The 26763-nt window shown below is 35.8% G+C and carries 35 protein-coding genes and 1 riboswitch; of the genes, 29 read left to right on the forward strand and 6 right to left on the reverse strand.

The annotated features are described in order from the left end of the window. The first annotated feature begins 282 nt into the window (after positions 1-282). The 11 genes from BN1243_RS00615 to BN1243_RS00665 all read left to right on the forward strand — a co-directional run bounded on the left by BN1243_RS00615 (position 283) and on the right by BN1243_RS00665 (position 7382). Positions 283-726: a GNAT family protein gene (locus BN1243_RS00615; protein WP_062104365.1), complete on the forward strand. Its 444-nt coding sequence runs from the start codon at positions 283-285 to the stop codon at positions 724-726. Between the two features lie 63 nt (positions 727-789). Then, positions 790-1512: a nucleotidyltransferase domain-containing protein gene (locus BN1243_RS00620; RefSeq protein WP_062104366.1), complete on the forward strand. Its 723-nt coding sequence runs from the start codon at positions 790-792 to the stop codon at positions 1510-1512. Then, positions 1509-1697 carry a hypothetical protein gene (locus BN1243_RS00625; RefSeq protein WP_062104367.1) on the forward strand — a complete coding sequence of 63 codons (189 nt, stop codon included), beginning with the start codon at positions 1509-1511 and terminating at the stop codon, positions 1695-1697. The genes BN1243_RS00620 and BN1243_RS00625 overlap by 4 nt, the downstream gene beginning before the upstream one ends. A 37-nt stretch (positions 1698-1734) precedes the next feature. Next, a complete protein-coding gene (locus BN1243_RS00630; RefSeq protein WP_062104368.1) occupies positions 1735-2211 on the forward strand; it encodes an NUDIX hydrolase in 477 nt (158 codons plus the stop codon). Next, positions 2208-2729 carry an NUDIX hydrolase gene (locus tag BN1243_RS00635; protein ID WP_230200063.1) on the forward strand — a complete coding sequence of 174 codons (522 nt, stop codon included), beginning with the start codon at positions 2208-2210 and terminating at the stop codon, positions 2727-2729. Before BN1243_RS00630 ends, BN1243_RS00635 begins: the two co-directional genes overlap by 4 nt. A gap of 36 nt (positions 2730-2765) precedes the next feature. Continuing rightward, positions 2766-3857 (forward strand): hypothetical protein, encoded by a 1092-nt coding sequence (locus tag BN1243_RS00640; RefSeq protein ID WP_062104369.1) that lies wholly within the window; start codon positions 2766-2768, stop codon positions 3855-3857. Positions 3858-3891: 34 nt separating this feature from the next. After that, positions 3892-4338 carry a GNAT family N-acetyltransferase gene (locus BN1243_RS00645; RefSeq protein ID WP_062104370.1) on the forward strand — a complete coding sequence of 149 codons (447 nt, stop codon included), beginning with the start codon at positions 3892-3894 and terminating at the stop codon, positions 4336-4338. Positions 4339-4416: 78 nt separating this feature from the next. Continuing rightward, positions 4417-5127, forward strand: coding sequence for a class I SAM-dependent methyltransferase (locus BN1243_RS00650; RefSeq protein ID WP_062104371.1), 711 nt, complete (start codon positions 4417-4419; stop codon positions 5125-5127). 220 nt (positions 5128-5347) lie between these two features. Then, entirely contained in the window at positions 5348-6235 is an 888-nt protein-coding gene (locus tag BN1243_RS00655; RefSeq protein WP_062104372.1) for a phosphotransferase family protein, read from the forward strand. An 8-nt stretch (positions 6236-6243) separates the two neighbouring features. Next, on the forward strand, positions 6244-6795 hold the full coding sequence (locus BN1243_RS00660) for a class I SAM-dependent methyltransferase (RefSeq protein ID WP_062104373.1): 552 nt from the start codon (positions 6244-6246) through the stop codon (positions 6793-6795). 23 nt (positions 6796-6818) lie between these two features. After that, complete coding sequence (locus BN1243_RS00665; RefSeq protein WP_268258060.1) at positions 6819-7382, forward strand: GNAT family N-acetyltransferase; 564 nt, start codon at positions 6819-6821, stop codon at positions 7380-7382. A 34-nt stretch (positions 7383-7416) separates the two neighbouring features. Here BN1243_RS00665 and BN1243_RS00670 read toward each other — a convergent pair whose 3' ends face one another. Next, a complete protein-coding gene (locus BN1243_RS00670) occupies positions 7417-8589 on the reverse strand; it encodes an MFS transporter (RefSeq protein ID WP_062104375.1) in 1173 nt (390 codons plus the stop codon). Between the two features lie 86 nt (positions 8590-8675). Between BN1243_RS00670 and BN1243_RS00675 the strand changes: the two genes are divergently transcribed. Next, the gene (locus tag BN1243_RS00675) at positions 8676-9581 is read left to right on the forward strand and encodes a hypothetical protein (RefSeq protein ID WP_062104376.1); all 906 of its coding nucleotides are present in this window, start codon (positions 8676-8678) and stop codon (positions 9579-9581) included. Between the two features lie 36 nt (positions 9582-9617). On the opposite strand, the gene BN1243_RS00680 is transcribed toward BN1243_RS00675, so the two are convergent. Both BN1243_RS00680 and BN1243_RS00685 read right to left on the reverse strand, forming a co-directional pair. Next, entirely contained in the window at positions 9618-9986 is a 369-nt protein-coding gene (locus BN1243_RS00680; protein ID WP_230200064.1) for a DoxX family protein, read from the reverse strand. Positions 9987-10571: 585 nt separating this feature from the next. Then, positions 10572-11393 carry a squalene/phytoene synthase family protein gene (locus BN1243_RS00685; RefSeq protein ID WP_062104377.1) on the reverse strand — a complete coding sequence of 274 codons (822 nt, stop codon included), beginning with the start codon at positions 11391-11393 and terminating at the stop codon, positions 10572-10574. Between the two features lie 588 nt (positions 11394-11981). Here BN1243_RS00685 and BN1243_RS00690 point away from each other — a divergent pair. Beyond that, complete coding sequence (locus BN1243_RS00690; protein WP_062104378.1) at positions 11982-12806, forward strand: aldo/keto reductase; 825 nt, start codon at positions 11982-11984, stop codon at positions 12804-12806. Positions 12807-12860: 54 nt separating this feature from the next. Here the strand turns inward: BN1243_RS00690 and BN1243_RS00695 are convergent, their stop codons facing one another. Beyond that, entirely contained in the window at positions 12861-13511 is a 651-nt protein-coding gene (locus BN1243_RS00695; protein WP_062104379.1) for a FusB/FusC family EF-G-binding protein, read from the reverse strand. Between the two features lie 287 nt (positions 13512-13798). On the opposite strand from BN1243_RS00695, the gene BN1243_RS00700 reads away from it, so the two are divergent. Both BN1243_RS00700 and BN1243_RS00705 read left to right on the forward strand, forming a co-directional pair. Beyond that, positions 13799-14386 carry an HAD family hydrolase gene (locus tag BN1243_RS00700; protein ID WP_062104380.1) on the forward strand — a complete coding sequence of 196 codons (588 nt, stop codon included), beginning with the start codon at positions 13799-13801 and terminating at the stop codon, positions 14384-14386. A gap of 155 nt (positions 14387-14541) precedes the next feature. Then, entirely contained in the window at positions 14542-15030 is a 489-nt protein-coding gene (locus BN1243_RS00705) for an NUDIX domain-containing protein (protein WP_062104381.1), read from the forward strand. A gap of 99 nt (positions 15031-15129) precedes the next feature. Here the strand turns inward: BN1243_RS00705 and BN1243_RS00710 are convergent, their stop codons facing one another. Continuing rightward, positions 15130-15630: a GNAT family N-acetyltransferase gene (locus BN1243_RS00710; RefSeq protein ID WP_062104382.1), complete on the reverse strand. Its 501-nt coding sequence runs from the start codon at positions 15628-15630 to the stop codon at positions 15130-15132. Positions 15631-15791: 161 nt separating this feature from the next. Between BN1243_RS00710 and BN1243_RS00715 the strand changes: the two genes are divergently transcribed. From BN1243_RS00715 to BN1243_RS00770, 12 genes are all read left to right on the forward strand, one after another. Further along, entirely contained in the window at positions 15792-16316 is a 525-nt protein-coding gene (locus tag BN1243_RS00715) for a GNAT family N-acetyltransferase (RefSeq protein ID WP_062104383.1), read from the forward strand. Positions 16317-16380: 64 nt separating this feature from the next. Next, the gene (locus tag BN1243_RS00720) at positions 16381-16869 is read left to right on the forward strand and encodes an NUDIX hydrolase (protein WP_062104384.1); all 489 of its coding nucleotides are present in this window, start codon (positions 16381-16383) and stop codon (positions 16867-16869) included. A 28-nt stretch (positions 16870-16897) separates the two neighbouring features. Next, a complete protein-coding gene (locus BN1243_RS00725; RefSeq protein ID WP_062104385.1) occupies positions 16898-17785 on the forward strand; it encodes a GNAT family N-acetyltransferase in 888 nt (295 codons plus the stop codon). A 139-nt stretch (positions 17786-17924) separates the two neighbouring features. Beyond that, on the forward strand, positions 17925-18872 hold the full coding sequence (locus tag BN1243_RS00730; protein ID WP_069201745.1) for a Gfo/Idh/MocA family protein: 948 nt from the start codon (positions 17925-17927) through the stop codon (positions 18870-18872). 143 nt (positions 18873-19015) lie between these two features. Further along, positions 19016-19639 (forward strand): zinc dependent phospholipase C family protein, encoded by a 624-nt coding sequence (locus BN1243_RS00735; RefSeq protein ID WP_062104386.1) that lies wholly within the window; start codon positions 19016-19018, stop codon positions 19637-19639. Between the two features lie 80 nt (positions 19640-19719). Further along, a complete protein-coding gene (locus BN1243_RS00740) occupies positions 19720-20418 on the forward strand; it encodes a CPBP family intramembrane glutamic endopeptidase (protein WP_230200065.1) in 699 nt (232 codons plus the stop codon). A gap of 29 nt (positions 20419-20447) precedes the next feature. After that, a complete protein-coding gene (locus tag BN1243_RS00745) occupies positions 20448-21068 on the forward strand; it encodes a histidine phosphatase family protein (RefSeq protein ID WP_062104388.1) in 621 nt (206 codons plus the stop codon). 44 nt (positions 21069-21112) lie between these two features. Further along, positions 21113-21745: a CPBP family intramembrane glutamic endopeptidase gene (locus BN1243_RS00750; protein WP_069201746.1), complete on the forward strand. Its 633-nt coding sequence runs from the start codon at positions 21113-21115 to the stop codon at positions 21743-21745. 91 nt (positions 21746-21836) lie between these two features. Then, positions 21837-22319 carry an NUDIX domain-containing protein gene (locus tag BN1243_RS00755; protein WP_069201747.1) on the forward strand — a complete coding sequence of 161 codons (483 nt, stop codon included), beginning with the start codon at positions 21837-21839 and terminating at the stop codon, positions 22317-22319. 4 nt (positions 22320-22323) lie between these two features. Further along, the gene (locus BN1243_RS00760) at positions 22324-23262 is read left to right on the forward strand and encodes a phosphotransferase enzyme family protein (protein ID WP_084781762.1); all 939 of its coding nucleotides are present in this window, start codon (positions 22324-22326) and stop codon (positions 23260-23262) included. A gap of 27 nt (positions 23263-23289) precedes the next feature. Further along, entirely contained in the window at positions 23290-23757 is a 468-nt protein-coding gene (locus tag BN1243_RS00765; RefSeq protein ID WP_062104391.1) for a GNAT family N-acetyltransferase, read from the forward strand. Positions 23758-23795: 38 nt separating this feature from the next. Then, entirely contained in the window at positions 23796-24278 is a 483-nt protein-coding gene (locus BN1243_RS00770; RefSeq protein ID WP_062104392.1) for a hypothetical protein, read from the forward strand. A 285-nt stretch (positions 24279-24563) separates the two neighbouring features. On the opposite strand, the gene BN1243_RS00775 is transcribed toward BN1243_RS00770, so the two are convergent. Next, positions 24564-25403 carry a bifunctional 5,10-methylenetetrahydrofolate dehydrogenase/5,10-methenyltetrahydrofolate cyclohydrolase gene (locus tag BN1243_RS00775; protein ID WP_062104393.1) on the reverse strand — a complete coding sequence of 280 codons (840 nt, stop codon included), beginning with the start codon at positions 25401-25403 and terminating at the stop codon, positions 24564-24566. Between the two features lie 51 nt (positions 25404-25454). Continuing rightward, positions 25455-25538: riboswitch (ZMP/ZTP riboswitch) on the reverse strand. A 186-nt stretch (positions 25539-25724) separates the two neighbouring features. On the opposite strand from BN1243_RS00775, the gene BN1243_RS00780 reads away from it, so the two are divergent. Continuing rightward, positions 25725-26066, forward strand: coding sequence for a GNAT family N-acetyltransferase (locus tag BN1243_RS00780; protein WP_062110252.1), 342 nt, complete (start codon positions 25725-25727; stop codon positions 26064-26066). A 125-nt stretch (positions 26067-26191) separates the two neighbouring features. Continuing rightward, positions 26192-26710, forward strand: coding sequence for a GrpB family protein (locus tag BN1243_RS00785; protein WP_062104394.1), 519 nt, complete (start codon positions 26192-26194; stop codon positions 26708-26710). Positions 26711-26763 lie beyond the last annotated feature (53 nt).

Here is a 26763-nt window from a genome sequence, read left to right on the forward strand (position 1 = left end):
AAATACTTAAGTGGAGGAAGTATACGTAGACCCTGCGAGGAATGGCATATAAGTGAGACCCAAAAGGTCATTAACCTGAGACAATGAAAGGCGCTAGTTGTCTTTCATTGTCTCAGGTTATTTGACTTTGAGCTGACTAGTAGGAATTTGAAAATCAGCCTTAAGAGAAGTTACGGAAAAGACTGTGATTACACATTATTAGATAGTTTTTTCGGTAAACTTGAAGGGGAATAGCTCGAATTTGTTGAAGTAAGCAAGAATGAAATAGAAAGGTGATTAAGATTGCAAATTACATATGAGACTATCGACACTGTGCCAGATTCTATTATTCTTTCAGAGATATTACTTCTGCATGAAAGGATTTTTAATCAATCTAAAGGTCTTCTTGAAGACATTGGAAAAAGGTATGGCTTGTTATTTGTTCTCGCCATGCAAGGAAAGCAAGTAATCGGGTATAAGATTGGGTATGAATTGAACTCAAAGAAATTTTACAGCTGGCTTGGCGGTGTAGACGAAAACTATCGAAATTATGGAGTCGCAACGAAGTTAATGGAAATACAGCATCAATGTTTGGTACAAAACGGATATAAGGTTGTACAGACAAAAACAAAAAACAAGTGGCGGAGAATGTTGATTTTAAATATTAAAAATGGGTTTGATATTATTGGTACATATACTGATGATTATGGTGAGCCTAAAATTATCCTTGAAAAGAACTTGATCTAACGATATGGAAATATCTAAACTGGATCGTTATTGCTTTATTAAAGAAAGTAAGGGGTGAAAGGGATGGTAGATGGTAAAAGACCGAGTCCATTGGATGCTGCAAATCTATTTATCAACCAATATTTTCCTAATTGTCAGGCTGCATTACTAGCGGGAAGTGTTGTTAGGGGAGAGGCAACTGATACGTCAGATCTTGATATTGTTATTTTTGATCAAAATCTTCGTTCATCCTATCGCGAGTCTTTCATTCAGTTTGGCTGGTATATTGAATGCTTTGTCCACAATTTTTCTTCTTATAAAGAATATTTTGAGAGCGATTGCAAACGAGCCAAACCAGCAATGCCGAAAATGGTATCTGAAGGAATTATATTAAAGCACGATGATAGATTAAAGGAGATAAAGAAGGAAGCGAAGGACCTTCTAGAAAAAGGCCCAGAAGAATGGTCAGCAGAATCGATTAAAGTGAAACGATATTTTTTGACAGATGCATTGGATGATTTTAAGGGATGCATAAATAGAGAAGAAGGGATATTAATTGCTAATACACTTGCTGAAGCTACGAGCGAATTTGTTTTACGGACGAATCGAAAATGGACCGGATCATCTAAATGGGTATTGCGAGCATTAAAAAATTATGATGAGGATTTTGCTATGTCTTTCATCAATGCATTCGATACCTATTATAAAGAAAATAATAAAGAATTAATTATTCGAATCGTTGAAGAGGTTCTAGAGCCTTTTGGAGGCTCGCTATTTGCTGGTTTTTCTATGGGGAAACATAAATGAAAAAGTATAAAATTAGCATTATCATTCTAACTGTAATTCTTGGGGCATCTCTTTATTTGAATTTTTGGCTTTATGAAAAAAACAAACAATTTTCAGCTGAGAAAGGCAGTCAGTATATAGTTACTGTTAGGAATACATTATTTCATATAAAACCTGGAGATGCGGATCGCTGGATAGTGAAATGATAAAAAGGAAGCTAAATGATAATAAGGGTGTGTTTATATGGGATATCTATCCGACTTGCGAATAGAAATTGGAAGTAGGCCTGTTATAACACCAGGAGCGACTGTTCTCGTTGTAAATGATCTACGAGAAGTACTTTTTCAATATCGTTCTGACACGTTAGACTGGGGGTTTCCAGGAGGATCAATGGAACTTGGTGAATCAATGGAACAGGTCGCATCCCGCGAATTAAAGGAAGAAACTGGACTTGAAGCGGCTTCCTTCGAATTAATCGATATCTTCTCTGGCACTGAGTATTATTTTCGCTATCCAAATGGTGATGAGACGTTTTGTGTAATTGCATTGTATCATGCTAAAAATGTAAGCGGTAAAATAGAGATGGAAGATGGTGAAAGCCTTAAATTAGAATTTTTTAGTGAATCGACACTCCCGCAAACAATAGAAAAGAGGGCGAAGACCATCAACGAAAGCCTTGGTGATGAATTGTGGAGGTTGGAAAGTTCGTTTAAATCATGAAGAAAGTTAAGGGAATGGAGCGGAATACGATGTTTTTTGTTAATGCACGGGCAATTATAGAGAAGGTTGAGGATGACGTCTTATTTGTTTTACTCCAGACTAGAAATAAACCTAATGAACCTTTAAGTTTAGAATTGCCAGGTGGACAGATAGAAAAATATGAGTCTATTATTGATGCATTGAGAAGAGAGGTTAAAGAAGAAACAGGGTTAGATATAGTAGAAATTGAAGGAGAACAAACACGAGTTCATACAGAGGGAATTAATCCTAGTTTTGTTGTAGAATGCATAAAACCATTCGCAGTTTATCAGACAGTAAAAGGACCGATAGATTCAACTGGCTTTTATTTTAGATGTAGAGCAGAAGGTGAATTAGTTACTGAAGGAGATGGGACAAAGGATATTCAATGGATTAAAGTGGATGACCTCAATCGATTATATACGAGTGATCCTCTGCAATTTTCAGATGTTGATCGGGCAGGCGTTTTGTTTTATCTAAAAGAGAGGGGTTTCAAATAAGGATTCTTCTATTAAAATTAAATGAGGAGTGATGTCATGCAGGGTGCGCTTGAATTACTGGAAAACTTTTTGCAAAAACATCAGGAAGACCCAACTTCTAATGATAATGTAATGTTAGAGCAGGCAGCTGAACATGTTGATATAGAAATGAGGGAATCTTCTTTTTCAATCGAAAGTGTTCGAATGGCGCATAAAATATATGGTTTATTAGGAGATCAAGGCTTAAATAGAATAGTCGAAGTAATGAAATGCTATTTAGTTTCCCGTAAGGATGATCCTCTAGAAAATCAATTTTGGGCCAGATGGGAGTTAGTTGACAATCTGGCTTTATTGAAAAGATATAAAGAAATGATTAAAGAACAACGAAGTTTTTTGGATTGGACAATGGAAAATATGTCTCATGATTATTGGCTAAAGGTAATCTATGATAGTACTCAAGGTGTTGGGTGGGTTGAAGAAGGATTACAAGATGAGTGGTTTTCCATGTATGAAGAAGTTATGAATAAAGTAAAGCGAACCGAAGAGAATCGTTTAGAACGAATCTTACTAGTAGAAACAGCAGCAGGTCTTTATATTTTTAATCTATTAGAGGCAGAGAATGCACTTAAAGAAATTGCAAGATATGATGAGATCCTCCAAGAAGATCCAAGTTGGTCACGTTATAATGAATTTTCAACGCGAATTCGATCTTATCAGCTGGAGGTTTATCGCGTTCTTAAGGATTGGGAAAAATACGATGCAATTGCATTAAAATCCCTGGCCGAACTGGAACAGCAGATTAAACTTTATCAAACAGCAGATAAGGAAGGGAATGTATTAGAGCTATCTAGCAAAGCTCATGAACTGGGAACATGCTTCATGTGGGCCAATCGATATCAAGATGCGCTTAAACTATATCGGTTTGCTGTTGAAAATACTGGAAGCGGTGTTAATCACTTTTTTTATGCGGTTTGCCTTTGGGCTCAAGAAAAAGATAAAGAAAAAACATTGCATCATTTGAGAATGGCTGAACACGACGTAACTTGGAATGGAGGGTTACGCGGAAGATATAAGCAAATGTTTTTAAATCAACCAGAGTTTGCCGATGTTTACGACGATCAGGAGTTTTTAACTGTGTTTCATAAGTAGACGATTTTTTGAATCTAAATTAAGGGGCCGTAAGATGAAAGACTACATAATTAAAGAGCTTTATTCAAAAAGCGAAATTTTGAATGCATTTCCAGTCATGAAGCAATTAAGAACACATCTTGATGATACTGCGTATTTGGATCTGGTTTTAGATGCTCAAAAAAATGATCACTACAAAATGTTTGGATTATACGAAGAGGGAAAAATAGTTGCTGTTACCGGCTTTAAACCAATGATTACATTGTATTATGGGCGTTTCGTTTGGGTCTGTGATTTAGTAACGGATCAAGTTCAACGGTCGAGAGGGTTCGGTGAGAAATTGTTAAATTTTGTTCATCAATGGGCGCAAGAAAACGGTTATGAAAGTGTGGCCTTGTCATCAGGATTGCAAAGAATGGATGCCCACCGATTTTATGAAGAGAAAATGGAATATGAGAAAGTGAGCTACGTCTTTAAAAATACTTTGGATAGTAAGGGTTAGAGTTACATAAAATGTAATAAAGTAAATAGTTTAATAGGACAAAGACTTCAAGATGTACAATAAAGGTGAGGTGCCCGAATGAAAAATAGGATAGAAGCTGCATTTAATCAACTTGCAGAAATATATGAACATAGTGTTGATACAGCAAGCTTGTTTAATACGGAGCTGGAAAGGCCTGCTATGCTAAAGTGTCTACCAAACAATCTAAATAACATGCAGGTGTTGGATGCTGGATGTGCAGCCGGGTGGTATACGAATGAATTGGTTGGTCGTGGGGCAAAAGTAGTTGCAACCGATCTAAGTCCTAAAATGGTCGAAGCTGCAAAGAGACGTGTAGGATCAAAGGTAGAGGTGAGGTGTCTCGATCTAAGTGTGGACTTGCCGTTTACAGACAATTCGTTTGATATTATTTTAAGTTCATTAGCACTTCATTATCTTGAAGATTGGCGAAAAACCTTTGCTGAATTTCAAAGGATACTTAAGCCTTCAGGATTTCTATTGTTTTCTGTTCACCACCCATTCATGGACATCCAGTTATCTCAAAATGGAGAATACTACTTGACTGAACTTATCATTGACCAATGGAATAAAAATGGCCAAAAAGTTGAAGTTCCTTTTTATAGGAGACCTCTTCAATCTGTTATAAACGATACGCTTGCTTATTTTACGATTGAAAAAATAACGGAACCTCAACCGACAACGGTATTTAAAAGGAAATCCCCCGAGAAATATGAAAAGTTAATGAGCAACCCGCATTTTTTAATAGTGAAAGCTGTAAACAACAAATGATACATGATTTGACCCAGTTCGCAGAGAAATAAACCCGTTCGGGAGGATTTAAACTCGTTCGCAGAGAAATAAACCCGTTCGGGGAAAATTAACCCCATTCGCGGAGAAATAAATCCATTCGACAGGAAAAAAATCCATCCCGGATATTTGAATCCCTTTTATACTAAAGGAAAAGTTTTTCCAGAAGATGATCCTTCAGTTTTCAAAAGGAGCGTGTTTTATGAAAAATGCTTACACCGTAATTGAAAAATTGAACCTACAAGTAAAACAAATTGATAATGTTCCAGATTCCTTTAGCTCTGAAGTCTACAAAATTCTTCTCAAAAATGAAGAAACAGTTATTTTGAAAATACCATATAACAAAAACAAATTATATCGAGAACGGGCGATGTTAGAACGATTGCAAGCGGTTCTTCCAGTACCAAAATTACTTGATTTTTGGGAAGGAGATGAGCGTATTACTGGAGCTCTTCTTCTATCCTATATCCCTGGCCTACCTATTCAAAATGAGATTAATAAAAAACTAGCCTATGAAATGGGAGATCTATTAGCGAAGTTACATTCTGTAAAAATGCCTGGCTTTGGGCATGACACGAAGGAAGGCTTTCAATGTGTGGAGGATAATAATTGGTGGGGAGATATTCGCCAAAAAATAGACAACATCAAACCGATATGCGAGGCAATATTGGAAAAAGATTTATTCCGACAATGCATGAATTACTCCCATGATGTTTTATCTAACTGTCGGGAAGTAGATGGTCCATGTGTTGTTCACATGGATTTTCGTCCTGGTAATATTCTTGTAGATAATGAATTGTCCTTATTAGGACTTATTGATTTTGAAAGCGCGAATGGGGGATCCTCTGAAATGGATTTCACTAAGATCAAACAATATGTATGGGATATAATGCCAGAGATGAGGAAAGAGTTTCTAAATGGCTATAAAAGTATTCGGCCTGTACCAAATTTGGAAACCTTTCTCCCCTTTTATTCTTTTTATCATGCATTTAGCGGAGTTGCTTGGTGCAAAAAACGTGGTATTGAAAAAAATAAAGAATTTCTAGTGGAAAATATACAAATATTACGAGATACAGTTCAATTGAGGTGAGAAGATCAATGCAAACAGATATAAAGGTTGTTATAGGAGCGGGAGAATATAATAATAATCCTGGTTGGATCCATACTCAGGAAGATGAATTAAATTTGCTTGATGAAAATACATGGTCGAATCGATTTGCGCCAAACTCAGTGACAGCCATTTTAGTGGAGCATGTTTGGGAACATCTAACATGGGAAGAGGGGTTAGCAGCTGCGAGGCTATGCTATAAATACTTGAAACCATCCGGATATATTCGCTGTGCGGTACCAGATGGCTTTTTTCCGGATGAAAACTATCAAAATACTGTAAAAGTTGGAGGACCAGGTCCGAAAGATCATCCAGCAGCTAGTCATAAAATAGTTTACAATTATAAAACTTTGACTAATTTATTTGAATCTGCTGGATATCAAGTAAAGTTACTTGAATTTTGTGATGAGGAAGGACTCTTTCATTTTAGCAAGTGGTATGGAAAGGATGGGGTGATTTTTCGATCAAAACAGTATGATCCAAGAAATCAAGGGGATCAATTGCTTTGTCCTTCTTTAATACTAGATGCAATCAAAGAGTAGCTTAGTTTGAACTAGATAAGGGAGTGAACGATATAGCTGTCAAAAAAGTATTCCTTTTCAACGAGAAAGTATCCTTAAGAGAATTCAACAAAGAAGACTGGATGGCTGTCCATCAATATGCCTCACAAGACCAAGTTTGCCAATACCAACCGTGGGGCCCGAATAGTGAAGAAGATTCAAAGGGCTTTATCCAGGAAGTACTAGCGAATGCTGAACAATATCCAAGAACTAGACATACTCTTGCTATTGAGTTTAGTGGGAAATTAGTTGGGGCGGGCGAATTGGCAATTGATGATATCTCTAATAGAGTTGGAGAAATGGGGTATGTTGTGAATCCCGATTATTGGGGTCAGGGAATCGCAACAGAGGCAGCCCAATTGTTAATTAAATTCGGTTTTCAAGAGCTGGAATTGCATCGGATTTTTGCGACATGTGATCCACGTAATATTGGCTCAGCCAAAGTTTTAGAGAAAGTAGGGATGACGAAGGAAGGTCGGCTTCGTGAACATAAATTAATTCGAGATGGTTGGCGAGATTCCTTCCTTTATAGTATTTTGGAACATGAATGGAAAAAATCAAATGAATAGAGTATTCAAAAGGGAAGGTAGTCTCCAACCTTCCCTAGGTATCTAACGCATTCTTTACTTTTCGTTTTGGCATCCAAAGGTAAGCTAATAAGGCTCCAACAAAGCTAAGCGCACCAATCACCATAAATCCACCCGAAAGGCCTACATATTCCCCGATCCAGCCCGCAATAAAGGGTCCTCCAAACATGCCGAGTGAATAAAGCGCTTGGAAAAAACCCATAGCAGAAGCTCTTCTTTCTTCATTAACCGATTGAATCGCAAGCCCCATTAAAACCGGCATCATTAAACCTTGAGCAAAACCATTAAAAGCCTGGGTGATGATTAGTACAGTAAGGCTTGTCGTAAAGGGCAAAAGGACGGTACAAATAGCAGCTACAACGAAACCAATTAAAACGGTATATCTTTCACCAAACCTTTTGACAAAGACACTTCCACTCAAATATCCTGCAATTGCGTTTGGAAGAGTGGATAACAAAGTTAGCACACTTAAATCAGCATTCGAGGCTCCTATACTCGTAGCATGTAATGGTGTAAATCCAAACATCGTTGTAAATGTAATACATTGGACAACAATAGCAAGTAAGGAGACAGATAAAAGTAGTTTTTCTCCACCCATTTTTATAAGCTCTTTTACTTCAACAGGCTTCTTTTTTACATCAGCTGGTTTTTCAACGAGTTGTAATGCCAAGATTAATCCTAGTAAACCTACGAAGGCACCTAAGTAAAAAGGAGCACTCCAACTTATATACTCAGCTAAAAATCCACCAACCGTTGTCGCCGTCATTTGACCAAGACTTGTATAAAAACTAATAATGCCCATTGCTTTTGGAGCCTCGTCAGGTTCAAAATAACTGGCAAATAAAACTGTAAAAGCGACCCAACTCGCTGCCGCGACTCCTGCAAGCGAGCGGAAGCCGAAAATTACCCATACATTTGTCGTCAATGCTAGCCCAACACTACTTAACACTGCACAAGCAATTCCTGCAATAATAAACAATTTCCGTCTTCCAATTCGATCTGACCAAATTCCTAAGGGGATTCGGACAAGCATTTGCGTAAAGCCATAGCTTGCCACAACTAAGCCAATCATAAAAACAGATCCACCAAGATGTTCAACATAAGGGGAAAGAATCGGGACATATGTATACATGGAAAACCAATACATCATCGTAACAATATAGAATAATAGCTTTCTGGAAGATTTCACTGCAACACCCTCGTTATCTGATTATTTTGGTAACAACTTAACAATTAGATTCCTATTTAGTATTATAGTAGAAAGGGAGTGAAAAAATGAAATTATTAAAAGAGTCTAAGACTTTGCCGGTTGATTTTGTTGATAATCGAATTATTGTTCAACCTGTGACAAAAAATGGCGAGACATTAAATATTTTAACAGACACTGGCGGTGGGCTTATTTTAAGCTTAGATGCCACCCAAAGAGCTAACCTGCCTATAAGTATCGAGATCATTGATAGTAAGGAAATCCAAGCAGTAGATTTACCGGAATTTATAGAAAGTAGATGGATTCCACCTCTATCTGGTCAATATAAAAAAATGAGAGTATTTTCTGGGGATTTTGTTGGGGAAGCAGGTTTTTTACAAGAGGTAGACGGGTTACTAGGACAAGCCTGGTTTGGAAATCGAATTTGGACTTTTGACTATTTAAAGAAAGAAATGCTTTACCATGAACTTTTGGATTATACACATATGGATCAAACTCATAGCGTAAAACTTTGGTTTCAAAAAGATGATAAAGGTAATCAGACAAATCATTTTCCGCGTATTCAAGCTTCTGTTGATGGTGAAATTCTTGATTTTCTCTTTGATACAGGTGCTACTATAAGACTTTCTGAAAATGGATTTATACACCTAAACGAGAATGGTGGCAGACATATAGGAACTTGTTTTATTACAGAAAATAAGTTTAATCAGTGGAAGGAACATCATCCAGACTGGCGAATCATAGAGAACGCGGAAGAAGATACGGATTTTCCAATTATAGAAGTTCCAGAAGTAACAATTGCTGGTTACGCAGTTGGCCCTGTTTGGTTTACGTACAGAAATAATTCCAGCTTTCACTGGTATATGGCACAGATGATGGACAAAGAAGTCGAGGGAGCATTAGGCGGATCATTATTTCAATATTTTAAAATAACAGTTGATTATCCAAACGGCACCGCTTACTTCGAGAGATAGAATATCCCACTCCTGCTAAGTAGAGTGGGATATTACTTATTTATTTGGAGCTTGCCTATAAAGCATAATGAGTATAGCCAACATAACAATATCCAGTCGTGCATCAAAAAGAAACTTCATGACATTTACCGAAAGAGTGGGAAGTTTGGTAATGACTATAGCACCAATCATGATTGCTAATAACGGGATAGAGGCTAATTTTACTTTAATATTTAAGATTATGAATATGCCACAAATAATTTCTGTTAATGCAACGGCATATAACAGAAAGGTGGGAAACGGGAGTCCTAAGCTGACAAAAAAGTTACCTAGCCCTGTATCTAATAATTTCATTAATCCGGAAACAATAAAGACATATGCGACTACGTACCTCATGATTTTAAAAGAGAACATATGATCAATCAATAAAGTCACTCCCTTGACGGAAATCATTATTAATGAATCATATGCTTATGGATGGACAAACCATTACTATTATGGGAAATCTATCATGAAGATTTTACAATTGAAGTAGAGGGAAAGAAGAATTTAAAAGTTTCTATAATTTTGTATAGGAACATATGATCCTGTGTGTTATAATAAAAATACAATAGACCGGCTTCTGATGAGGGGGTTAGGCACATCGTTTGTACCTTCAAGGATTACACCTATGAAGGGAGGTGTCGCCCATGGATGTGGAAGTTGTATTAACATTGATGATTTCATTTGGAATGTTAATCGCTCATATCATGTCCGATAAAAATAAAAAATGACCCCTCATTGACTTTAGCAGGTACTTGAGGGATCACCGTCTCACTTGTGCCTAACCCCTCTTGATGGGGTTTGGTCTTATTGTGAACCGTTCCATGTTGGCGCATGGGACGGTTTTCTATAATATATGAATTTATACCTATAGTATACCATAAAGAATCAATTTGTGAACAATGTTATTTTTCTTATTGAGAGGAAATTGGACCAAAGTTTACAATAAGATTCTTATCAGAATTCCATTTATTCTTCTTCCAATATCTCTTTTACAGTGGATTCAACTTCTGAACGTCCCATTTTTTCTTTTCCACTGCTTAATGCTTTTAGTGTCTTGTTAGCTAGTGCTAAAGGAATTTTACAAAATAATATAATGTTTTTTGTATCGATGGATTTGATATATTCATCCGCCATTTTTAAATTCTTGGTTGCATATTCGAACATATCTTGACGCTTCCACCCATCAGGAATAAAGTGAACACCACGGTCAGCATCTTCATCTTGGTTACGAAGCATGTTGACAGCTTGCAAGCCTCGTCCATATCCAATGGCCAATTCGCGATCTGTTTTTGTCCCGTCATACCATTCCCAAATATCCGAAAGCATGACTCCGACTAAACCAGCTACATAGTAAGTATACTCATCCAGATCCTCTTTAGTTTTAACCTTCCAATCCTTTTCTACCCATCTTGCCATACCCTCTGCCATAATACTTGTCGACTCTTTAACTTTTCCGATAATTTCAGCAGGGCATACAGCAAGCCAATCGTTCAATCTTAACGTCACTTCTGGTAAAAGCTCTTGATATGGCTTTAGAAGCTGTAGATAAGCCGTGTTATCGAAATCAGATTCTAAAAGCTTACTCGTTGATCGAAGCAGATGTTGTTTCGTATGAGAGGATAAATTTTCATGATCCTCAATTTCATCAATGGCACGCATGCATAAATAAGCAGATCCAACAGTCTTTCTTAACAATGGGTTCAACAATTTAATGGGGATATAGAAAGTTCTACTTGTCAATTTTAGTATATGCATCGCTTCTTTTTGTAATACGGCTCCAGTACTCAACGAAATATCTCCTTTTCAATCCTAATATTATATCTTGACTCTATTCTACTACTATATGGCACTTAAATGTTCTATAAAGTATTTCAAAATAGCAAACCTTATATTATTTTGGTTCATTTTTATAAATTTACGCTTGTCAGTCGAAAATATATGTAAGCGTATGATGTATTTGACCCACTTCGCATGAGAAGGGGCAGCGTTATTTACCTTCCAAGTGAAGGAATTTCCTATGGAGGGGGAGGTTGCCTGTAGAGATAGAAAACACTTTTAGGCAAGATGATTCTATTGCATGATATCGCGTTCATTATGTTCGAACGAATTAAAAAACGATCCCTCATTGACTTTAGCAGGCCCTGAGGGATCATTTTAACCCAACTGTGCTTAGCCCCTCTGACTGGGGTCTTATCTTATTGTAACCATTCCATTTATGATCATAATGTATGAATTTTCTACTCTCAGTATATCAATGAACAGGATATTTGTACACAAATTTCCTTTTATAAAGCGGGATTGTGTATATTGAAAAATTCAAAATTCCTCAAGCCTGTGATAGACTAAATATGAAATTTAGAGAAAAGGAGCGATTTCATGAATTACATAACGTTAAATAACGGAATTCGTGTGCCACAACTCGGACTAGGTGTTTGGAAGGTGCCAAATGAAGAGGCAGAGAAGGCTGTCGTACAAGCACTTGAAACGGGTTATCGCTTGATTGATACAGCAAAAATTTACGGAAATGAAGTTGGTGTAGGGGAAGCACTGGCCAAATGTGACGTTTCCCGTGAGGAATTATTTATCACAACAAAAGTTTGGAACAGCGATCAAGGCTATGAGAGTACCTTAAAAGCATTTGATGAAAGTCTTGAAAAATTGGGACTTGATTATGTTGATCTATATTTAATTCATTGGCCAACTCCCCAATATGACTCGTATGTAGAAACATATAAAGCTTTGGAAAAACTTTATAAAGATGGACGTACGAAAGCGATTGGTGTATGTAACTTTGAGATCGAGCATCTTGAGCGAATTATGAAGGAGTGTGAAATTAAGCCCTCTGTAAATCAGGTAGAATGCCATCCGTATTTGCAGCAAAAAGAATTGAAGAAATTCTGTAAAGAACATGGGATTTATTTAGAGGCCTATAGCCCATTAATGAACGGAACGAAAGTGCTTGAGGATCCTGTTATTAAGGAAATAGCGGAGCAACACGGAAAAACTCCAGCTCAGGTCATCCTTCGTTGGCATCTTCAAACAGATGTTATAGTGATTCCCAAAACCGTTACCGCGTCACGAATGGAAGAAAATTTGGCTGTTTTTGATTTTGAACTGAGTGACGTTGATATGGATAAAATTGCTGCACTTGACCGCGGTGAGCGTCATAATGCAGACCCGAATGAAATGAATGTCCGCTAGGTAAGAATAACAAGTCTCTCGCTGAAAATAAGCGAGAGACTTAATAATACGTATTCAGTTTTTTAGTAATTCCACGAAATGATTAAGCTTTTCTAACGAACGGATATTTTGGTTGCACTTTTGACTATCATTACAAATATAGTTACCTCTATTAGTGTACGTTTCTTTGCCGCTTTTTACATTGGCCATGAACAAACCTACTTCCTCATGACAATTACATATAGCACATACTCCTTTTGTTGTATGCCTAAACGTACCGTGTATTCCCAACAATCTTCCATCAAAATTAAAAATAAGATACTTTTTCTCTGAGCGAATATCATACCAGCCCAGGTAAACAATCTCTTGGAAGTCGATGTCCGCTAGGGACGGAACCTTCAATTTCTTAGCTTTAGGAAATAACTTTGCTACATTTTTTTCTGTAATTGTCTTGAAGGGAATGACATATGGTTTTAAACGGGCCAGAAAGTTCTTACCCTGAACTTCTTCTTCGATGCTAGTGATGGTGTCGAAAATCGCTTTTTGACTATCATCTAATTCGGGGAATAGAGCAGCTATCTTATCGACAGCTCCAAACTTTACTGCCTTCAAGACATTAGGATCCTTAACAGTAGAATGAGCGTGCACCATGTTTTTTACTTGGAAATTTATAAAATTATATTGATCACAACGGATAAATGGTTCTTTATTTAAAAGGCTTGTCATTATTATTAGCTCCTTATTATTAAATGATTGAAATAAGGTGCAAAGCCTTGAAAGATTAGGCGATTACTCGATGATCAACCCCATGCAAAGAATCGCCTTCTTAATTGTAGGCTTTGCATGAGATGTTACCGATTCTGGCCGAAAGGTGTTCGCCATTAGTTATCACCTCCAGTAAACTGTTTTTATTTTACAATAAATTGAGTTTGTATGGTAGCCTCTAGTTGTTTCCGGCAAGACTTGATGGATATAATTAGCCCAATAATCAGAACTGTAAGTGGAGGAATAAAATGCAGAAAAAACCTGAGTTAGTTTTAGATATTGCAGGTGTGTTAGCAACTAATTTTTCACCATTATTTTGGGAGAGTTTATCTCTAAAATATGATATTAACTATGAAAGTCTTAAAAAATTTAAAAGTGAAATACGCAAAAATTTATGGACAGGAATGATGCGAGAAGAGGAGTTTTGGTTAAGATTAAAAAGACGATTTCCTCTAGTAGATATTGAGTGTGCGAAGCAGGAATTACAGAGCAATATTAAGCCACTGCCAGCTATTGAAAAGATCGCTTTTTGGAGTGAATTTGCCAATATTCATTTATTGAGCAATCACTGTTTGGAATGGGTCAATCCTATTATAAATCCGTATCGAAAATATATAAAAAGTGCTACCATTTCTGCAGTAGTAGGATATTGCAAGCCAGAGGCAGAGATATATTTAAAAGTCCAATCTCAGCTGCAGGATACTGGAAGAGTGTTATTCATCGATGATCAAGACAAAAATTTAGTAGTTGCTAAAAAATTGGGATGGCATACGGTGCTTGCTGATGAAAGAGGCGATTGGATGGATATGATCACAACAATTTTAAAATCATTATGATCTAACTAAAAGTTTAACAATGACATTTTTTTGCTTTCTTTAGGCAATTGATTTAATCAAAAGTCTTTTAAGAAAATAATACTATCCCTATGAAACTACTGTGAAACATTGGTATAATGGACCCCATAAACTAGATTTGTAAGCGGGGTATATTCATGCAAAAAATTGAAGCTACACTTTTAACGATGGTGATCGTTCACGATGAAGAACAGAAGCGAATACTACTAATAAACCGGCCAAGTAAATTGGGATTTCCTGGATATCTAGGTCCTGGAGGGAAGATCGAACTGACGGAAAGCTTTACAGAAGGAGCGGTCCGAGAACTTAGAGAGGAAACTGGGCTACATGTTAAGCCGGAAGATCTAATTTATAAAGGTGTCGATGAATATATATTACAAGATGAAAACTACCGTTATGTTGTATTCAATTATGTAGCAACTAAATATGAGGGAGAATTATTAGAAAATCCTCCGGAAGGTGAAATACAATGGGTATCTTTAGATGAGGTATTAGAAATCCCTATGCAACCATGGTTTCAAAGACGATTACCTTATTTTTTTGAAGAAGGGACCTTTGAAATTTCGATTCAATTAAAAGACTTTTCAAGTGAACCTACAAAAGAGAGTATCCGAAAGATTGGTTAAGAAAGGTTTTAGCATGTTTGATTATAAAAAAATCAAACATGCTAAAGATTCATATATGAATCCTCTCAACTAGAGATGTTAAGAGGATTCTTTGTTTTTTTAATCTCCTGAAGATAGGATAAAGGCGGTTGCGGTCCGCTCTTCGGTTTCTATCTCTTTTGAAATGTAATTATCACCTGTATAGTTTTTGATGACCTCCTTCCAAAAAATGTGGGATACGTGATTTTCTGGATGTACCCGAACTTCCCAATGCCCGATGAATTGATCGAAAGTTAAAAAAGCAACTTGAGAACCAATTCCTGCTCTTCGATACTTTCGCATTATGAAAAATTCACTTATAGAACGTGCATTTTCTTCCTTTAATAAATAACAATGATCATTTACCAGCACAAAACCTGCTAGCTTTTCATCAACAATAACAAAAAACGGAAATCTGCCGGAATCAGTCCAATAATGATCGAAGTATTTATAACCATAGAGTCCATTCTGATTAACATCGTTATGATTGAATTCACTAAAATCATACTCATAAAGTTCTACTAACTGTCTAAGAACCGACTTTTCATGTTCCAAAACAGGTCTTATTTGAATCCTAGTCATAAAATGATCTCCTTATAAAAACATTTTATAAATTCATAATTCCCTCATTTATTTTACAAGTTAATGGTAATATTAGAGTAATATTTTAACGATGACAAGTAATTTCATGAAACTGCGTTACTTTGATTGCGTTAATCGATCATAGTAATTGGAGGGTGAATATGGATACTGACCAAAAGGTTAAAATTCGTACTGCTCATGTTAACGATTCCGAACAGATATTAGAGATGCAAAAGCAAGTAGTTGCTGAGGGGGAATTTTTAACTACAGTAATCGAAGAATTATCTCATAGGACGATAGAGCAACAACAAGCTTGGGTTCGGAAGGTGTTAGAAAATGAACGAGAAACGTTTATTGTGGCTGAGATAAAAGGCGTTATCGTTGGATGGATCGTATTTCAATCAGAGGGTAGAAAAAGATTAGCTCATAAGGGATCTATTGGAATGATGGTTAGTCAAGAATTTAGAGGTATCGGAATTGGGAAGCAGCTTTTAAAGGCACTGATTGAATGGGCAGAGGAGCATCCATTGATTGAAAAGGTATGTTTAGGAGTTTTTTCAAATAATGCTCGGGCTCTTTCTTTATATAAGAGCATGGGTTTTAAGGAAGAAGGAAGGAAAATTAAGGAATTTAAACTGGGCGACGAAGAATACATAGACGATATTCTTATGTACAGATTTGTTTAGACTTTTTCATCATGTATGAAAAATCCTGTCTCTAATTTTGAACTATGAAGGAAGGGTGTATCGTATGCCAGATTTGAGGAAATACCATCGTGCTTTTGGAGTATATGGAATCTGTGTAGAAAATGGTCAACTGCTCGTCATCCGCAAAAATGGAGGCCCTTACATCAACCGCTTTGATCTTCCTGGTGGAAGCTTGGAAGAAGGAGAGAGTTTATCCGATGCGATGAAAAGGGAATTCATGGAGGAAACCGGCTTTGAAATTGAGATTAAGGAAAACATTGGCGTGGTTGATTTTCAGCTTCCATGGCAATGGAAGGGATTCACTGATGTCCACCATATAGCAGTCTATTATTTAGTCGAAATCATTGGTGGTGAAATATGTGTACCAGAACAATTTGAAGGACAGGATTCCCTTGGGGCATTATGGGTGTCGGAGAAGGATATCTCACTAGAAAATGCCTCACCATTGGTTTTAAAGGCGTTTGAATGGTTGAAAACGGAAACATTAGGGTTTGAAGCTGAAAGTTTTGAAGAATGGAAAGTGCTAAAATGAATAGTTAATAACAATTGGAGGAGAAACTATGATCAACCTTAATGATGCAATGTTTACCGACCGTTCTATAAGAATTCTAAAATATGCAGAACAAGAAGCAAAAAAGACAACTAAACTTGTTTATCCGATTCATTTATTACTAGGTGCCCTTCAAGAAAGAACTGGAGTATGTGCAGAGTTATTTATCACTTATCCGAAACTTATAGACATTTTATTTGATAGGGTTTATAAAATACAATCTGCTTCCGAAGAACAAAACATTCATTGTCCTCCATTCAGCATGCCTGTTTCTTTGTCAGTAAAGAATGTTTTAGCAGATGCTATTCTTCTCAGAGAACGGTATAAACAAAATTTTATTAATGAAGGCCATCTGATCAAAGCAATATTTGCTCAAAAAGATCCGCTCACCACATTACATGTAAAAGGTTTGGATCATTCCCTCATTATTAAAATTATGTCAGCTACACGTGATATGATCGTCTCACTAGCAAATTATTCATATCCAAGGATTTCGGAAACGACAGTGAAGTATAGAAAAGCGGAAAAAGATGATGCAATTTCTCTTAAAAGCTTTGTAGAAAAGGAGTTTGGAAGTGGTTGGATCGAATCGATTGAAAATGGCTTACAAGCGGAAAATATCCCTATTTATGTAGCAACAGAAAATGAAAAGCTTATCGGCTTTGCTTGCTATGATGTTTATCAACGGAAAAAGGGATTATTTGGTCCGATGGGCGTGGCAATGTCTAATCGAATACGGGGAGTTGGCTATACGTTATTGCATTGTTGCTTAAAAGAAATGCAGGAAAAAAACTATGCTTATGCGATTATTAGTGAAGCGGGGCCCATTGAATTTTACGAAAAAGCTTGTGGTGCGATAGTGATTCCGAATAGTGAATTAGGAGAAGAGCGAGGATAAATAACAACATTTTATTGGCTTTTTTACTGATCCCAGATTAGTTTTTTAGGATAGACGTTTTGGAGATGTTAAATTAATTGAGATTGAGTTCAAGTAGTATACTTATAGTGGAAAAAATGTAGAAAATGAAGGAGTAATGATGATAGTGCATATTGGGATTATTGGTTTAGGAGCTATTGGTCAACGCTTAATAAAACAATTTAAAGATCATTCTGGAGTTGAAATTATTGCAGTGTGTGATCAGGTAGAATCACTTTTAAAGGAAACAGCTGATAGCCTTGGTGGAATTCAGGCGTATACTGACTATAAAGATTTACTTGCCGATCAACGGGTAGATCTTGTTTATGTTGCTGTGCCGCCAAAATATCATCATCCTATTGTTATGGATGTTTTAAAAGCAAAAAAACATGTTCTTTGTGAAAAACCTTTAGCTAATTCCCTTGATGAGGCTTATGAGATGATGCAGGCTGCGAAAAAGGCAGGTGTAATTCATGCCATCAATTTCCCACTAAATTATGAACAAGCAGCAACAAAATTTGCGAATTTGATTAACCAAAACTACATAGGTAAACTTCGCCGCATCCAACTAACAATGCATTTTCCCGAATGGCCACGTAATTGGCAAAAAAATGAATGGGTTGGCAAAAGGGAACAGGGAGGATTTGTTTTAGAAGTAGGAGTACATTTCATTCAGCAAATAATTAAGATATTTGGTGAGATTTCAAATATTCATACACAATTGGAGCTTCCTGATGATCCAAGCATGTGTGAGACAGGGATTATTGCAACAGCAGAGTTGAAAAATGGTACTCCGATACTAATTGAGGGACTAAGTCAAATGGCCGGTGAAGAATATATTGGCTTTACGGCGTATGGTTCGGATGGCATACTATCTCTTGAAAATTGGGGCCAACTAAAAAGTGCTAAAAATGGGGAAGAACTGAAACGTATTCGAGTGGATTTAGAGGAAACAAACAGTTTATTAGCGGAATTAGTAAAAGCAACTAATGGACAAAAAGCAGAAATTTATGATTTCTCCGTTGGGTACAAGGCTCAGGAAGTGCTAGAAAAACTGAGGAAAATATAAGGTGGACGATAGCTTTATCCCTGGAGAAACCTACACTTGTAAGTGAAGCTAACTACAATCAGGTGCATTTCTTCCGAGGGGAGATTGCACCTTTTTGTTGAAGTAAAGTAACAGGACTTATTTACTGAAAGGCAGGGATGAATATGGGCTCACGAATTATGCATGCTATTATTGGTTATAAGATTGCAGAGTCTTTAGCAATAGTAGATCAAACATCATTTTTACTTGGAAGTGTTGCTCCAGATGCTGTTTTTTCATTTGAAGAAAAAAACTTATCCCATTTCTTTATTGGAAATGTACGAGATTATTCAAGAAGAGTTGATTTTGAAGGGTTTTTACATAAATATAAAGAGCAAGTGGAAAGGGAAAATCCTTATATAATGGGCTATTGTACACATTTGGTTGCAGATGATATTTGGCTAAGAGGATTTAATTTATCTTGGTTAAAAAACAGAATGGATGCTGATGAAGGATTGTATCAGTTATATCATAATGATTTTCGATTGTTAAATGGCAAATTATTAGAATACTATGGTTTGACAAATGAATTGAAAAAAGCGTTTAGTCATTTTCCTAACATTATAGATTTACAAGAGGTTAAGTCTAATGATGTTGAAAAATTCGTTTCGTATGTATTAGGGGATATGAATTTCAATAGGGATATATTAAATGCAAACCTTCAAGTTTTTACATTTGATATGATAGTTGGCTATATTGAGACATCAATTGAAGTAGGTTTATTGAAAATAAAGCCTTTACTAGATTAACTTCATTCTAACAAAGTAGGTGACACCACTTGAAAAAAGCGTGGATCTTATCTTTTATACGAATTCCTTTACTTTTTGTGATGCTGGTAACCTCACTTTTATTATTCAAATTATTTAAAATAGAATTTTCGTTTCCGTTTCTTCCCGACCTATCTACTGTTTTCTTTACCGTCGTAAATATCATTTGCTTATTTCTATTGTACCGCTTTTTAAAAAATGAAGGTCGTTCGATTAAAGGTTTGATAGATTTCCAGCGGGAATTTTGGAAAAAGGATATTTTATACGGATTTTTGTGGGTGTTTGTTTTATATGTTCCCTTTGTTATTGCTGTTATGGGTACGATGTTTATCATGTTCGGATCAGAATTTATCAATTACTTCGAATTGGTTTTTGCCGGAAATTCGGAAAAATATTTTTCTCGTCCATTATGGCTTATGTGGTTTGCGGCAATCACCTCTTTACTTTTTCCTTTTCTCAATGCACCAGTTGAGGAATTAATGTACCGGGGTTATGCTCAGCCATTATTTATCAAAAAGTATAAAAAAATTTGGGTGGGTATTTTCATCCCTGCCATTGGTTTCGCCTTACAACACGTAATGCTAGCGGCAAGCATGCAAGGAGCGATCGTCTATGCTGTAGCCTTTTTTGTATGGGGAGTTGGAAGTGGGATCATTTACTATAAACAAAAAAGGTTGTTTCCGCTAATCGTCAGCCATTTTATTGTGAACATTGCATTTAGTGTATTTCCGATTATGTTTCTAATTTTGGATATTACGTGAAATGAATAATATCAAAAGGGGTTTTTTACATGACAACTTTATTTATAACTAGACACGGAGAAACCATTTGGAATACGGAAAAAAGAATGCAAGGATGGTCAGATTCAGCCTTAACAGAGAGTGGCATTAAAAATGCTATAGAATTAGGAGAAAGACTGAAAAATATAGATTTCAAAGTCATCTTATCAAGCCCAAGCGAAAGAACAAAGGCAACATCGAGGCTGATTAGAGGAAAAAGAGATATACCGATCTTGCAAGATGAAAACTTAAGAGAAATTAACTTAGGTGAATGGGAAGGAGAAACACTTCCAGCAATAAAAGAAAGGTATCGAAAAGAGTTTGATGCGTTTTGGAATTCTCCCCAAGACTATACACCGATTGGAGGAGAAACATTTGAAGATATAAAGAAGAGAGCCGCTCTCGTTATTAAAAGAATAAGAGAAGAGTATCCTAACGGGAATGTTTTAATCGTAACTCATTCCGTTATGATCAAATGTTTACTTTTAATCTTTAGAAATGGGCCAATCGAAAAATTATGGGAACCACCTTTTATTCACGATACAAGTCTGACGATCGTCCGCAAGTCTGAAAAGGGATATCAAATTATTTTAGAAGGGGATACCACTCATAGAAAAACAGACACTAAATAATTTTTCTAAAAATGAGTGAATACAGGGGGGATTGTCCAAAAATTATGAGTCAAATTACGATAATTGTTCTGGTAATGGTACTAACGTTTTCATATGCAATAATTAATGGGATTCTTTCTAAGATTACAAATGCTGTAGGAAATATATATGTAGGAAAATACAGCATTTACATATGGGGAGTCTTTGCCCTCGCAGCTGCTTTTTTAGTGCAAGATAACTTTGTATATAAACTCCCCTTAATGGATAGGAGAGTCATATTTGTCTGTTTTGCGATTTTATTATTCAATATATTTATTGCGAAATATTCGGGATACAAGCCGATTGGAAGATATAACCTTATTAATTTCGTTATTTTTTTCCCTCTTTTTGAGGAAATCATTTTTAGAGGACTTGTATTGCCCATATTAAATAATTCATTTCAGCATGTTGTTATTGAGATAGCTTATTTACCGGTCACGATCGCGGTAATTATTTCTGCATTTCTGTTTTCAATCGCCCATTTACAATACTATGAATTGGATAAATTGAGTGTTCGATATATGTGCTTCGCATTCGTTGGAGGAATTTTGTTTGGCGCGATAGCTGATTATACACAATCGATCGTTATTCCAGTGCTGCTTCATATTGGATTCAATTTATTATCAGCATGTTACTCTATTAGACAGCAAAAAGTCTAAGTGTAAATGCTAGCGGAATCACCAGCATTAGAAGAAAAGAGTTATATGGTTTTTACATAATGAAACCGCATTAAAAATGGAGGTATTCGTTTTGACTCTATTAACTCAAAATAACGGCTTTAAATTTCTGAATTTTTTATTTGTGAAGGAAGAAGAAATGGATCAGTATCAACCACTTGCGGGATCTTTTGCCATCATTACAAGTGAGCAAAAATATCTAATATGTTACAACGTATGGCGTAAGCAATGGGAGCTGCCTGCGGGAAAAAGAGAAGAGGGAGAACCTGCTAAAGAATGCGCCAAAAGGGAGCTTTTCGAGGAAACGGGCCAGAACGTAACAGATTTGGAGTTCATAGGCTTGTTGAAGATGGAAAACATCTCGGATGGAAAGTTGAAATTTAATCCTGTTTATTTTTCATCGATTAAGAAACTAAATCCGTTTATAGCAAATGAAGAAACAACTGGAATCATGTTATGGGATTTAGAGGAAAAGATTGATAACATTGATGAAGTTGATTATAAGTTACTAGATTATATAAATCGAAGTCCTAGATTTCGAAGTAATGGAGAATAATGATATGGAAAATAAGGTATTAGAATTACTGAACGAACAATACCCATTTGATTTTTTTAAAGTTGAATCCGTAACAAACGAAATGTATCGCTGTACTGCAAAGCAAGGTATTTTTTTTGCTAGAATAACGAACAATAAAACATATAATGAACAGTCAGAAGAAATAGGGTATACCAATTTTTTATATAATGAGGGTTTGGGTGTATCGCCGACAATACCCTCTTTGAAAGGTCAATTAGTAGAAAAGTTAGCACTAGATGAAGAAATGCTAACTGTTTTATATAAAGTAGCCCCTGGAGTACATTTACCAAAAAGTCAATGGAATGCTAGTGTACTTAAAGAATTGGGACGGCAGATTGGTAGATTACATCGTATTTCAAAAAGGTTTGAAGATATAAATCCAATTAGACATATTAACGATTGGTATGATAATGAGGAATATAATTTTCTAAAATATATCCCAGAAGAAGAAAACATTATTAGAGAAAAAGCCCAAAAGGTAGTATCAACTATAAAAAGCCTTTCAAAAAGTCAGGAGAATTATGGTTTGATTCATGGGGATTTATGGCTAGAAAACATATTAGTAGATAAAGATTTAAAATTGACCATGATCGATTTTCAAGACTGTGAGAAGCATTTCTATATATTCGATTTAGCTGTTCCGATTTATAGTGCACTGGAATATTCGTTTGTAGGAAATGGTAATATCGTTGACTATGGACGAGCTATCTATGAAGCGATAATCACAGGATATGAAGAAGAAAATGACATCTCTCTGGAAATGCTAGAGAAACTACCACTCTTCATTAAATTAAAGGAAATGTTCGAGTATAGCTTAATGCATATGTACTGGGATAAGGAAAAGTTAACAGAAGAGCAAATACGGATAATGAACCATTTCAGAATCCGAATAGAGTGTGATTATCCTATTTTTAAACTATAACTGTCTAGCCTAAAGGAGAGAGTTTTGATGAACATCCGACTTGCTGAAGAAAAAGATATTAAGCAGTTAATTAAAATGAGATGGGATTTCACAATTGAGCATGACGAGACGAAAAAAATAGAAAAGACATCATTTCATGATTTTGAAAATGAATGTCAAGCTTTTCTAGAAAATGTAATAAATGGCAGCCAATGGTTTATTTGGGTTGCAGAGGATAATGAAAAAATTCTATCACATATATACATAGAATTAATCCAAAAAGTGCCACGACCGGGCAGGATAACATATCCATTCGCTTATATGACGAATGTCTATACAATTCCAGAGTATAGAAATAAGGGGATTGGAAGTAAACTTCTATCGAATATAAATAGGTGGGCTAAAGAAAATAAGTATGAATTTTTAATTGTTTGGCCTAGTGATGATAGCATTCATTATTACAAGAAAAATGGCTATAGTCATTGTAAGGAACCTATGGAATATTTCCCCTCTTAAGGAAGGTATTTAAAGCAATTGGAGCTTGGAGAATAAATATGGACATACGAATTTTAGCTGAAGTATACAGATTAGGTCTTTCAACAGGATATTACACAGTTCGAGACGTCGTTACGTGGGCTGATTCTGTGATTGAGGAGCTTGATGAACCACCGTATGACATTATTGACCTATCATTATCAGGAAATGCAAAACCTGTTGATATAGCTTCAATATTAAAAGAGTTTTCAAAAGAAATTAGCAGTAGTGAACTTCCATGTATGATCATACTGGGATTATTGGCTAATTATAGCATAAAAACAGGGGATATCTCTACTGTCACTTCTATGTTGTATCGTCTATGTGAACACTTGCCTGAAACGTGTGACAGTATAAAAGTGGAAATACTATCCTTAACTGACGAGTTATACTTAGCAGAACAAAATATTTATGGGAATTTACAAGAAGTAATAAAAAGATTGCAAGAATTTCTAATGCAATACCGGAGTTATAGTAAATATTTTGTTGAGGATTTTCATTAACGGACGATGTTTCCGTTCAATAAAAAGCTGCAGTAAGATATCATTTTCAATCTATAAATCTAAAAAATTAATAGAAGAGTTTGGGGAATATGAAATTAAACAAGACGCATAGGAGGGAAGTATAGAATCAGGATGTGCCTAGTCTCCTAATGGTCTAAGAAGAATCGGTAACGGAATTATGCATAGAGCACGTACAAATTTGCGCTTCGCTTTCTACACAACTTATTGAATGCGAAGCGCTTAGTTGATTATAAGCCTCTCTTAGTAGTTTCGTTAGATTTTTGATTATCTATTATGCTTTTCCGCTGATTCTACTGTGTGTTGAAGTAATGTCGCGATCGTAACAGGTCCTACACCTCCAGGAACAGGAGTGATTGCACTCGCAACCTCGTAACAAGAGTCATAATCTATATCGCCAATATTACCTTCGTTGTAACCAGCATCTAAAATAATTGCCCCTTTTTTTAACCAATCACCTAGAATAAACTTAGGCTTGCCTACTGCAGCTACAACAATATCCGCTTGTTTTAAAATACTTGGTAAATTCAAAGTTTTTGAGTGACATGTAGTGATTGTAGCATTTTCATTTAGCAGTAAAGCTGATACGGGTTTTCCTAAAATTGGACTACGACCAATTACAACAGCATGTTTTCCTTCAATCGGTATTTGATAAAATTTTAAAATTTTTATTATGGCAGCTGGGGTACAAGAAGGGTATTTGCCAAATCCTAATGCAGTTTGACCGTATCCAGCACTCGTGACACCATCCACATCTTTTTTTACATCAATCGCTTCAAACGCCAAACGCTCATCAATGTGGGATGGTACTGGGTGTTGCAGAAGAATTCCATGAACAGCAGGGTCGTTATTTAGCTCATTAATTGTTTGGATTAAATCCGTTGTTTTTGTTTCTTCAGGTAAGTGAATACGTATAGACTTCATACCGATTTTTTCACAGGCGTTCCCTTTCATTCTTACATACGTTTTTGACGAAGAGTTATTGCCTACCAAGACCGTTGCGAGGCAAGGAACTATCCCATTTTCTTTTAATGACACAATTTTTTCTGCCAAGTTTTCTTTTATTTTCTGGGCCACAACTTTACCATCCAAAATAATCTTTTCCAAAAAAATCCCTCCTTAAAATGTAACAAAAAAGAGATAAGAACATTAAGTCCTTATCTCTGCCCAGACGACCCGACCATATAAAACACAGCTCCCTTGTGGTTATTTCCACAAATGTCGTCAGTTACTGTGTCTTTAACTTTAAATAAAGATTATCATATCTTAATTAAATGTCAATTTTTTCTGTTAATGTATGCTTTAATAAAAGGAAGATAAACTAGATCTCTTTGCAAGATCAATTGAAGGCTAAAAGTCATAGGAGGACACAATTTGACTATAAAAATTTTAAATTTTACCGAAAAAGTAATTAAATCTAACGATGTTATGAAACTATATAAGGATGCAGATTGGTGGGAGGAAAGATTAGAAGAGGATATTGAAGAGATGCTAAAAAAGGATCAGTCAGTTGGTGCTTGGAAAGCCGATACTTTGATTGGTTTTGCAAGAGCTGTTTCAGATGGGAAATTTAGAGCTTATATAGAAGACGTAGTTATACACAGTTCATATCGGCATGAGGGAATAGGAACAAAACTGATCTCAAAATTGATGGATGAGCTTTCGCATATCGATGTGATCAGTTTGTTTTGCGAGGAGGAATTAATCTCCTTCTATGAAAACAATGATTTTAAATTAAGCAAATCACAATTTGTTATGCATAAAAAATAATAGTTTAGCAAGTGCTTGTTTGACATTAATTGCACAACAATTGAAAGATCTAGCCTTCTCAACTAATTCAAGTAAACCGATTCAAGGTTGATGAGTATTAAAATAATCCCAAAGGGGGCATACATATGAAAGTTCGACTTACGAACTTTAGTGAGGATTGGTTTAAAATGTTTCAAATCGAGGCTCAATTTTTGGAAACAATATTTGGTGACGAGATCATTAGATTTGAACACTTTGGGAGTACGTCAGTTCAAGGTATGAAGGCAAAACCTGTAATCGACATGATGTGTATCGTGAAAGACATAGAGAAAGTTGATATGTTTAACGACAAAATGAATTCTCTTGGTTATGTTGTTGCAGGGGAGTGGGGTATTCAAGGGAGACGGTTGTTTCGCAAAGGTGGAGAAAACAGAACTCATCATATTCATTTCTATCAAATAGATCATCCCCAAATTGAACGGCATTTAGTATTTCGTGATTATTTGCAGTCTCATCCCAAAGAGGCAGAAAGGTATAGTCGCTATAAAGAAAAGCTAGCTCAGCAATTCGATCAAACAAGAGAATATAGTTTAGCAAAAAAATCATTTGTGAAGGAATTGGAGCAGAAGGCACTTCATTGGTATGCAGAAAAACTACGGAAATAGTATTAGAATAATTTATATAAGGGTAATATGTTGATAGAGTGAAAACAGATGGG

This window comes from Bacillus niameyensis (assembly GCF_001375535.1).
Lineage (GTDB): Bacteria > Bacillota > Bacilli > Bacillales > Bacillaceae_C > Lederbergia > Lederbergia niameyensis.

Coding starts and splice junctions, on each gene's coding strand:
- BN1243_RS00620 (WP_062104366.1), top strand. CDS start 790: ATGGTAGATGGTAAAAGACCGAGTCCATTGGATGCTGCAAATCTATTT.
- BN1243_RS00625 (WP_062104367.1), top strand. CDS start 1,509: ATGAAAAAGTATAAAATTAGCATTATCATTCTAACTGTAATTCTTGGG.
- BN1243_RS00630 (WP_062104368.1), top strand. CDS start 1,735: ATGGGATATCTATCCGACTTGCGAATAGAAATTGGAAGTAGGCCTGTT.
- BN1243_RS00635 (WP_230200063.1), top strand. CDS start 2,208: ATGAAGAAAGTTAAGGGAATGGAGCGGAATACGATGTTTTTTGTTAAT.
- BN1243_RS00640 (WP_062104369.1), top strand. CDS start 2,766: ATGCAGGGTGCGCTTGAATTACTGGAAAACTTTTTGCAAAAACATCAG.
- BN1243_RS00645 (WP_062104370.1), top strand. CDS start 3,892: ATGAAAGACTACATAATTAAAGAGCTTTATTCAAAAAGCGAAATTTTG.
- BN1243_RS00650 (WP_062104371.1), top strand. CDS start 4,417: ATGAAAAATAGGATAGAAGCTGCATTTAATCAACTTGCAGAAATATAT.
- BN1243_RS00655 (WP_062104372.1), top strand. CDS start 5,348: ATGAAAAATGCTTACACCGTAATTGAAAAATTGAACCTACAAGTAAAA.
- BN1243_RS00660 (WP_062104373.1), top strand. CDS start 6,244: ATGCAAACAGATATAAAGGTTGTTATAGGAGCGGGAGAATATAATAAT.
- BN1243_RS00675 (WP_062104376.1), top strand. CDS start 8,676: ATGAAATTATTAAAAGAGTCTAAGACTTTGCCGGTTGATTTTGTTGAT.
- BN1243_RS00690 (WP_062104378.1), top strand. CDS start 11,982: ATGAATTACATAACGTTAAATAACGGAATTCGTGTGCCACAACTCGGA.
- BN1243_RS00695 (WP_062104379.1), bottom strand. CDS start 13,511: ATGACAAGCCTTTTAAATAAAGAACCATTTATCCGTTGTGATCAATAT.
- BN1243_RS00700 (WP_062104380.1), top strand. CDS start 13,799: ATGCAGAAAAAACCTGAGTTAGTTTTAGATATTGCAGGTGTGTTAGCA.
- BN1243_RS00705 (WP_062104381.1), top strand. CDS start 14,542: ATGCAAAAAATTGAAGCTACACTTTTAACGATGGTGATCGTTCACGAT.
- BN1243_RS00710 (WP_062104382.1), bottom strand. CDS start 15,630: ATGACTAGGATTCAAATAAGACCTGTTTTGGAACATGAAAAGTCGGTT.
- BN1243_RS00715 (WP_062104383.1), top strand. CDS start 15,792: ATGGATACTGACCAAAAGGTTAAAATTCGTACTGCTCATGTTAACGAT.
- BN1243_RS00720 (WP_062104384.1), top strand. CDS start 16,381: ATGCCAGATTTGAGGAAATACCATCGTGCTTTTGGAGTATATGGAATC.
- BN1243_RS00725 (WP_062104385.1), top strand. CDS start 16,898: ATGATCAACCTTAATGATGCAATGTTTACCGACCGTTCTATAAGAATT.
- BN1243_RS00730 (WP_069201745.1), top strand. CDS start 17,925: ATGATAGTGCATATTGGGATTATTGGTTTAGGAGCTATTGGTCAACGC.
- BN1243_RS00735 (WP_062104386.1), top strand. CDS start 19,016: ATGGGCTCACGAATTATGCATGCTATTATTGGTTATAAGATTGCAGAG.
- BN1243_RS00740 (WP_230200065.1), top strand. CDS start 19,720: ATGCTGGTAACCTCACTTTTATTATTCAAATTATTTAAAATAGAATTT.
- BN1243_RS00745 (WP_062104388.1), top strand. CDS start 20,448: ATGACAACTTTATTTATAACTAGACACGGAGAAACCATTTGGAATACG.
- BN1243_RS00750 (WP_069201746.1), top strand. CDS start 21,113: ATGAGTCAAATTACGATAATTGTTCTGGTAATGGTACTAACGTTTTCA.
- BN1243_RS00760 (WP_084781762.1), top strand. CDS start 22,324: ATGGAAAATAAGGTATTAGAATTACTGAACGAACAATACCCATTTGAT.
- BN1243_RS00765 (WP_062104391.1), top strand. CDS start 23,290: ATGAACATCCGACTTGCTGAAGAAAAAGATATTAAGCAGTTAATTAAA.
- BN1243_RS00770 (WP_062104392.1), top strand. CDS start 23,796: ATGGACATACGAATTTTAGCTGAAGTATACAGATTAGGTCTTTCAACA.
- BN1243_RS00780 (WP_062110252.1), top strand. CDS start 25,725: ATGAAACTATATAAGGATGCAGATTGGTGGGAGGAAAGATTAGAAGAG.
- BN1243_RS00785 (WP_062104394.1), top strand. CDS start 26,192: ATGAAAGTTCGACTTACGAACTTTAGTGAGGATTGGTTTAAAATGTTT.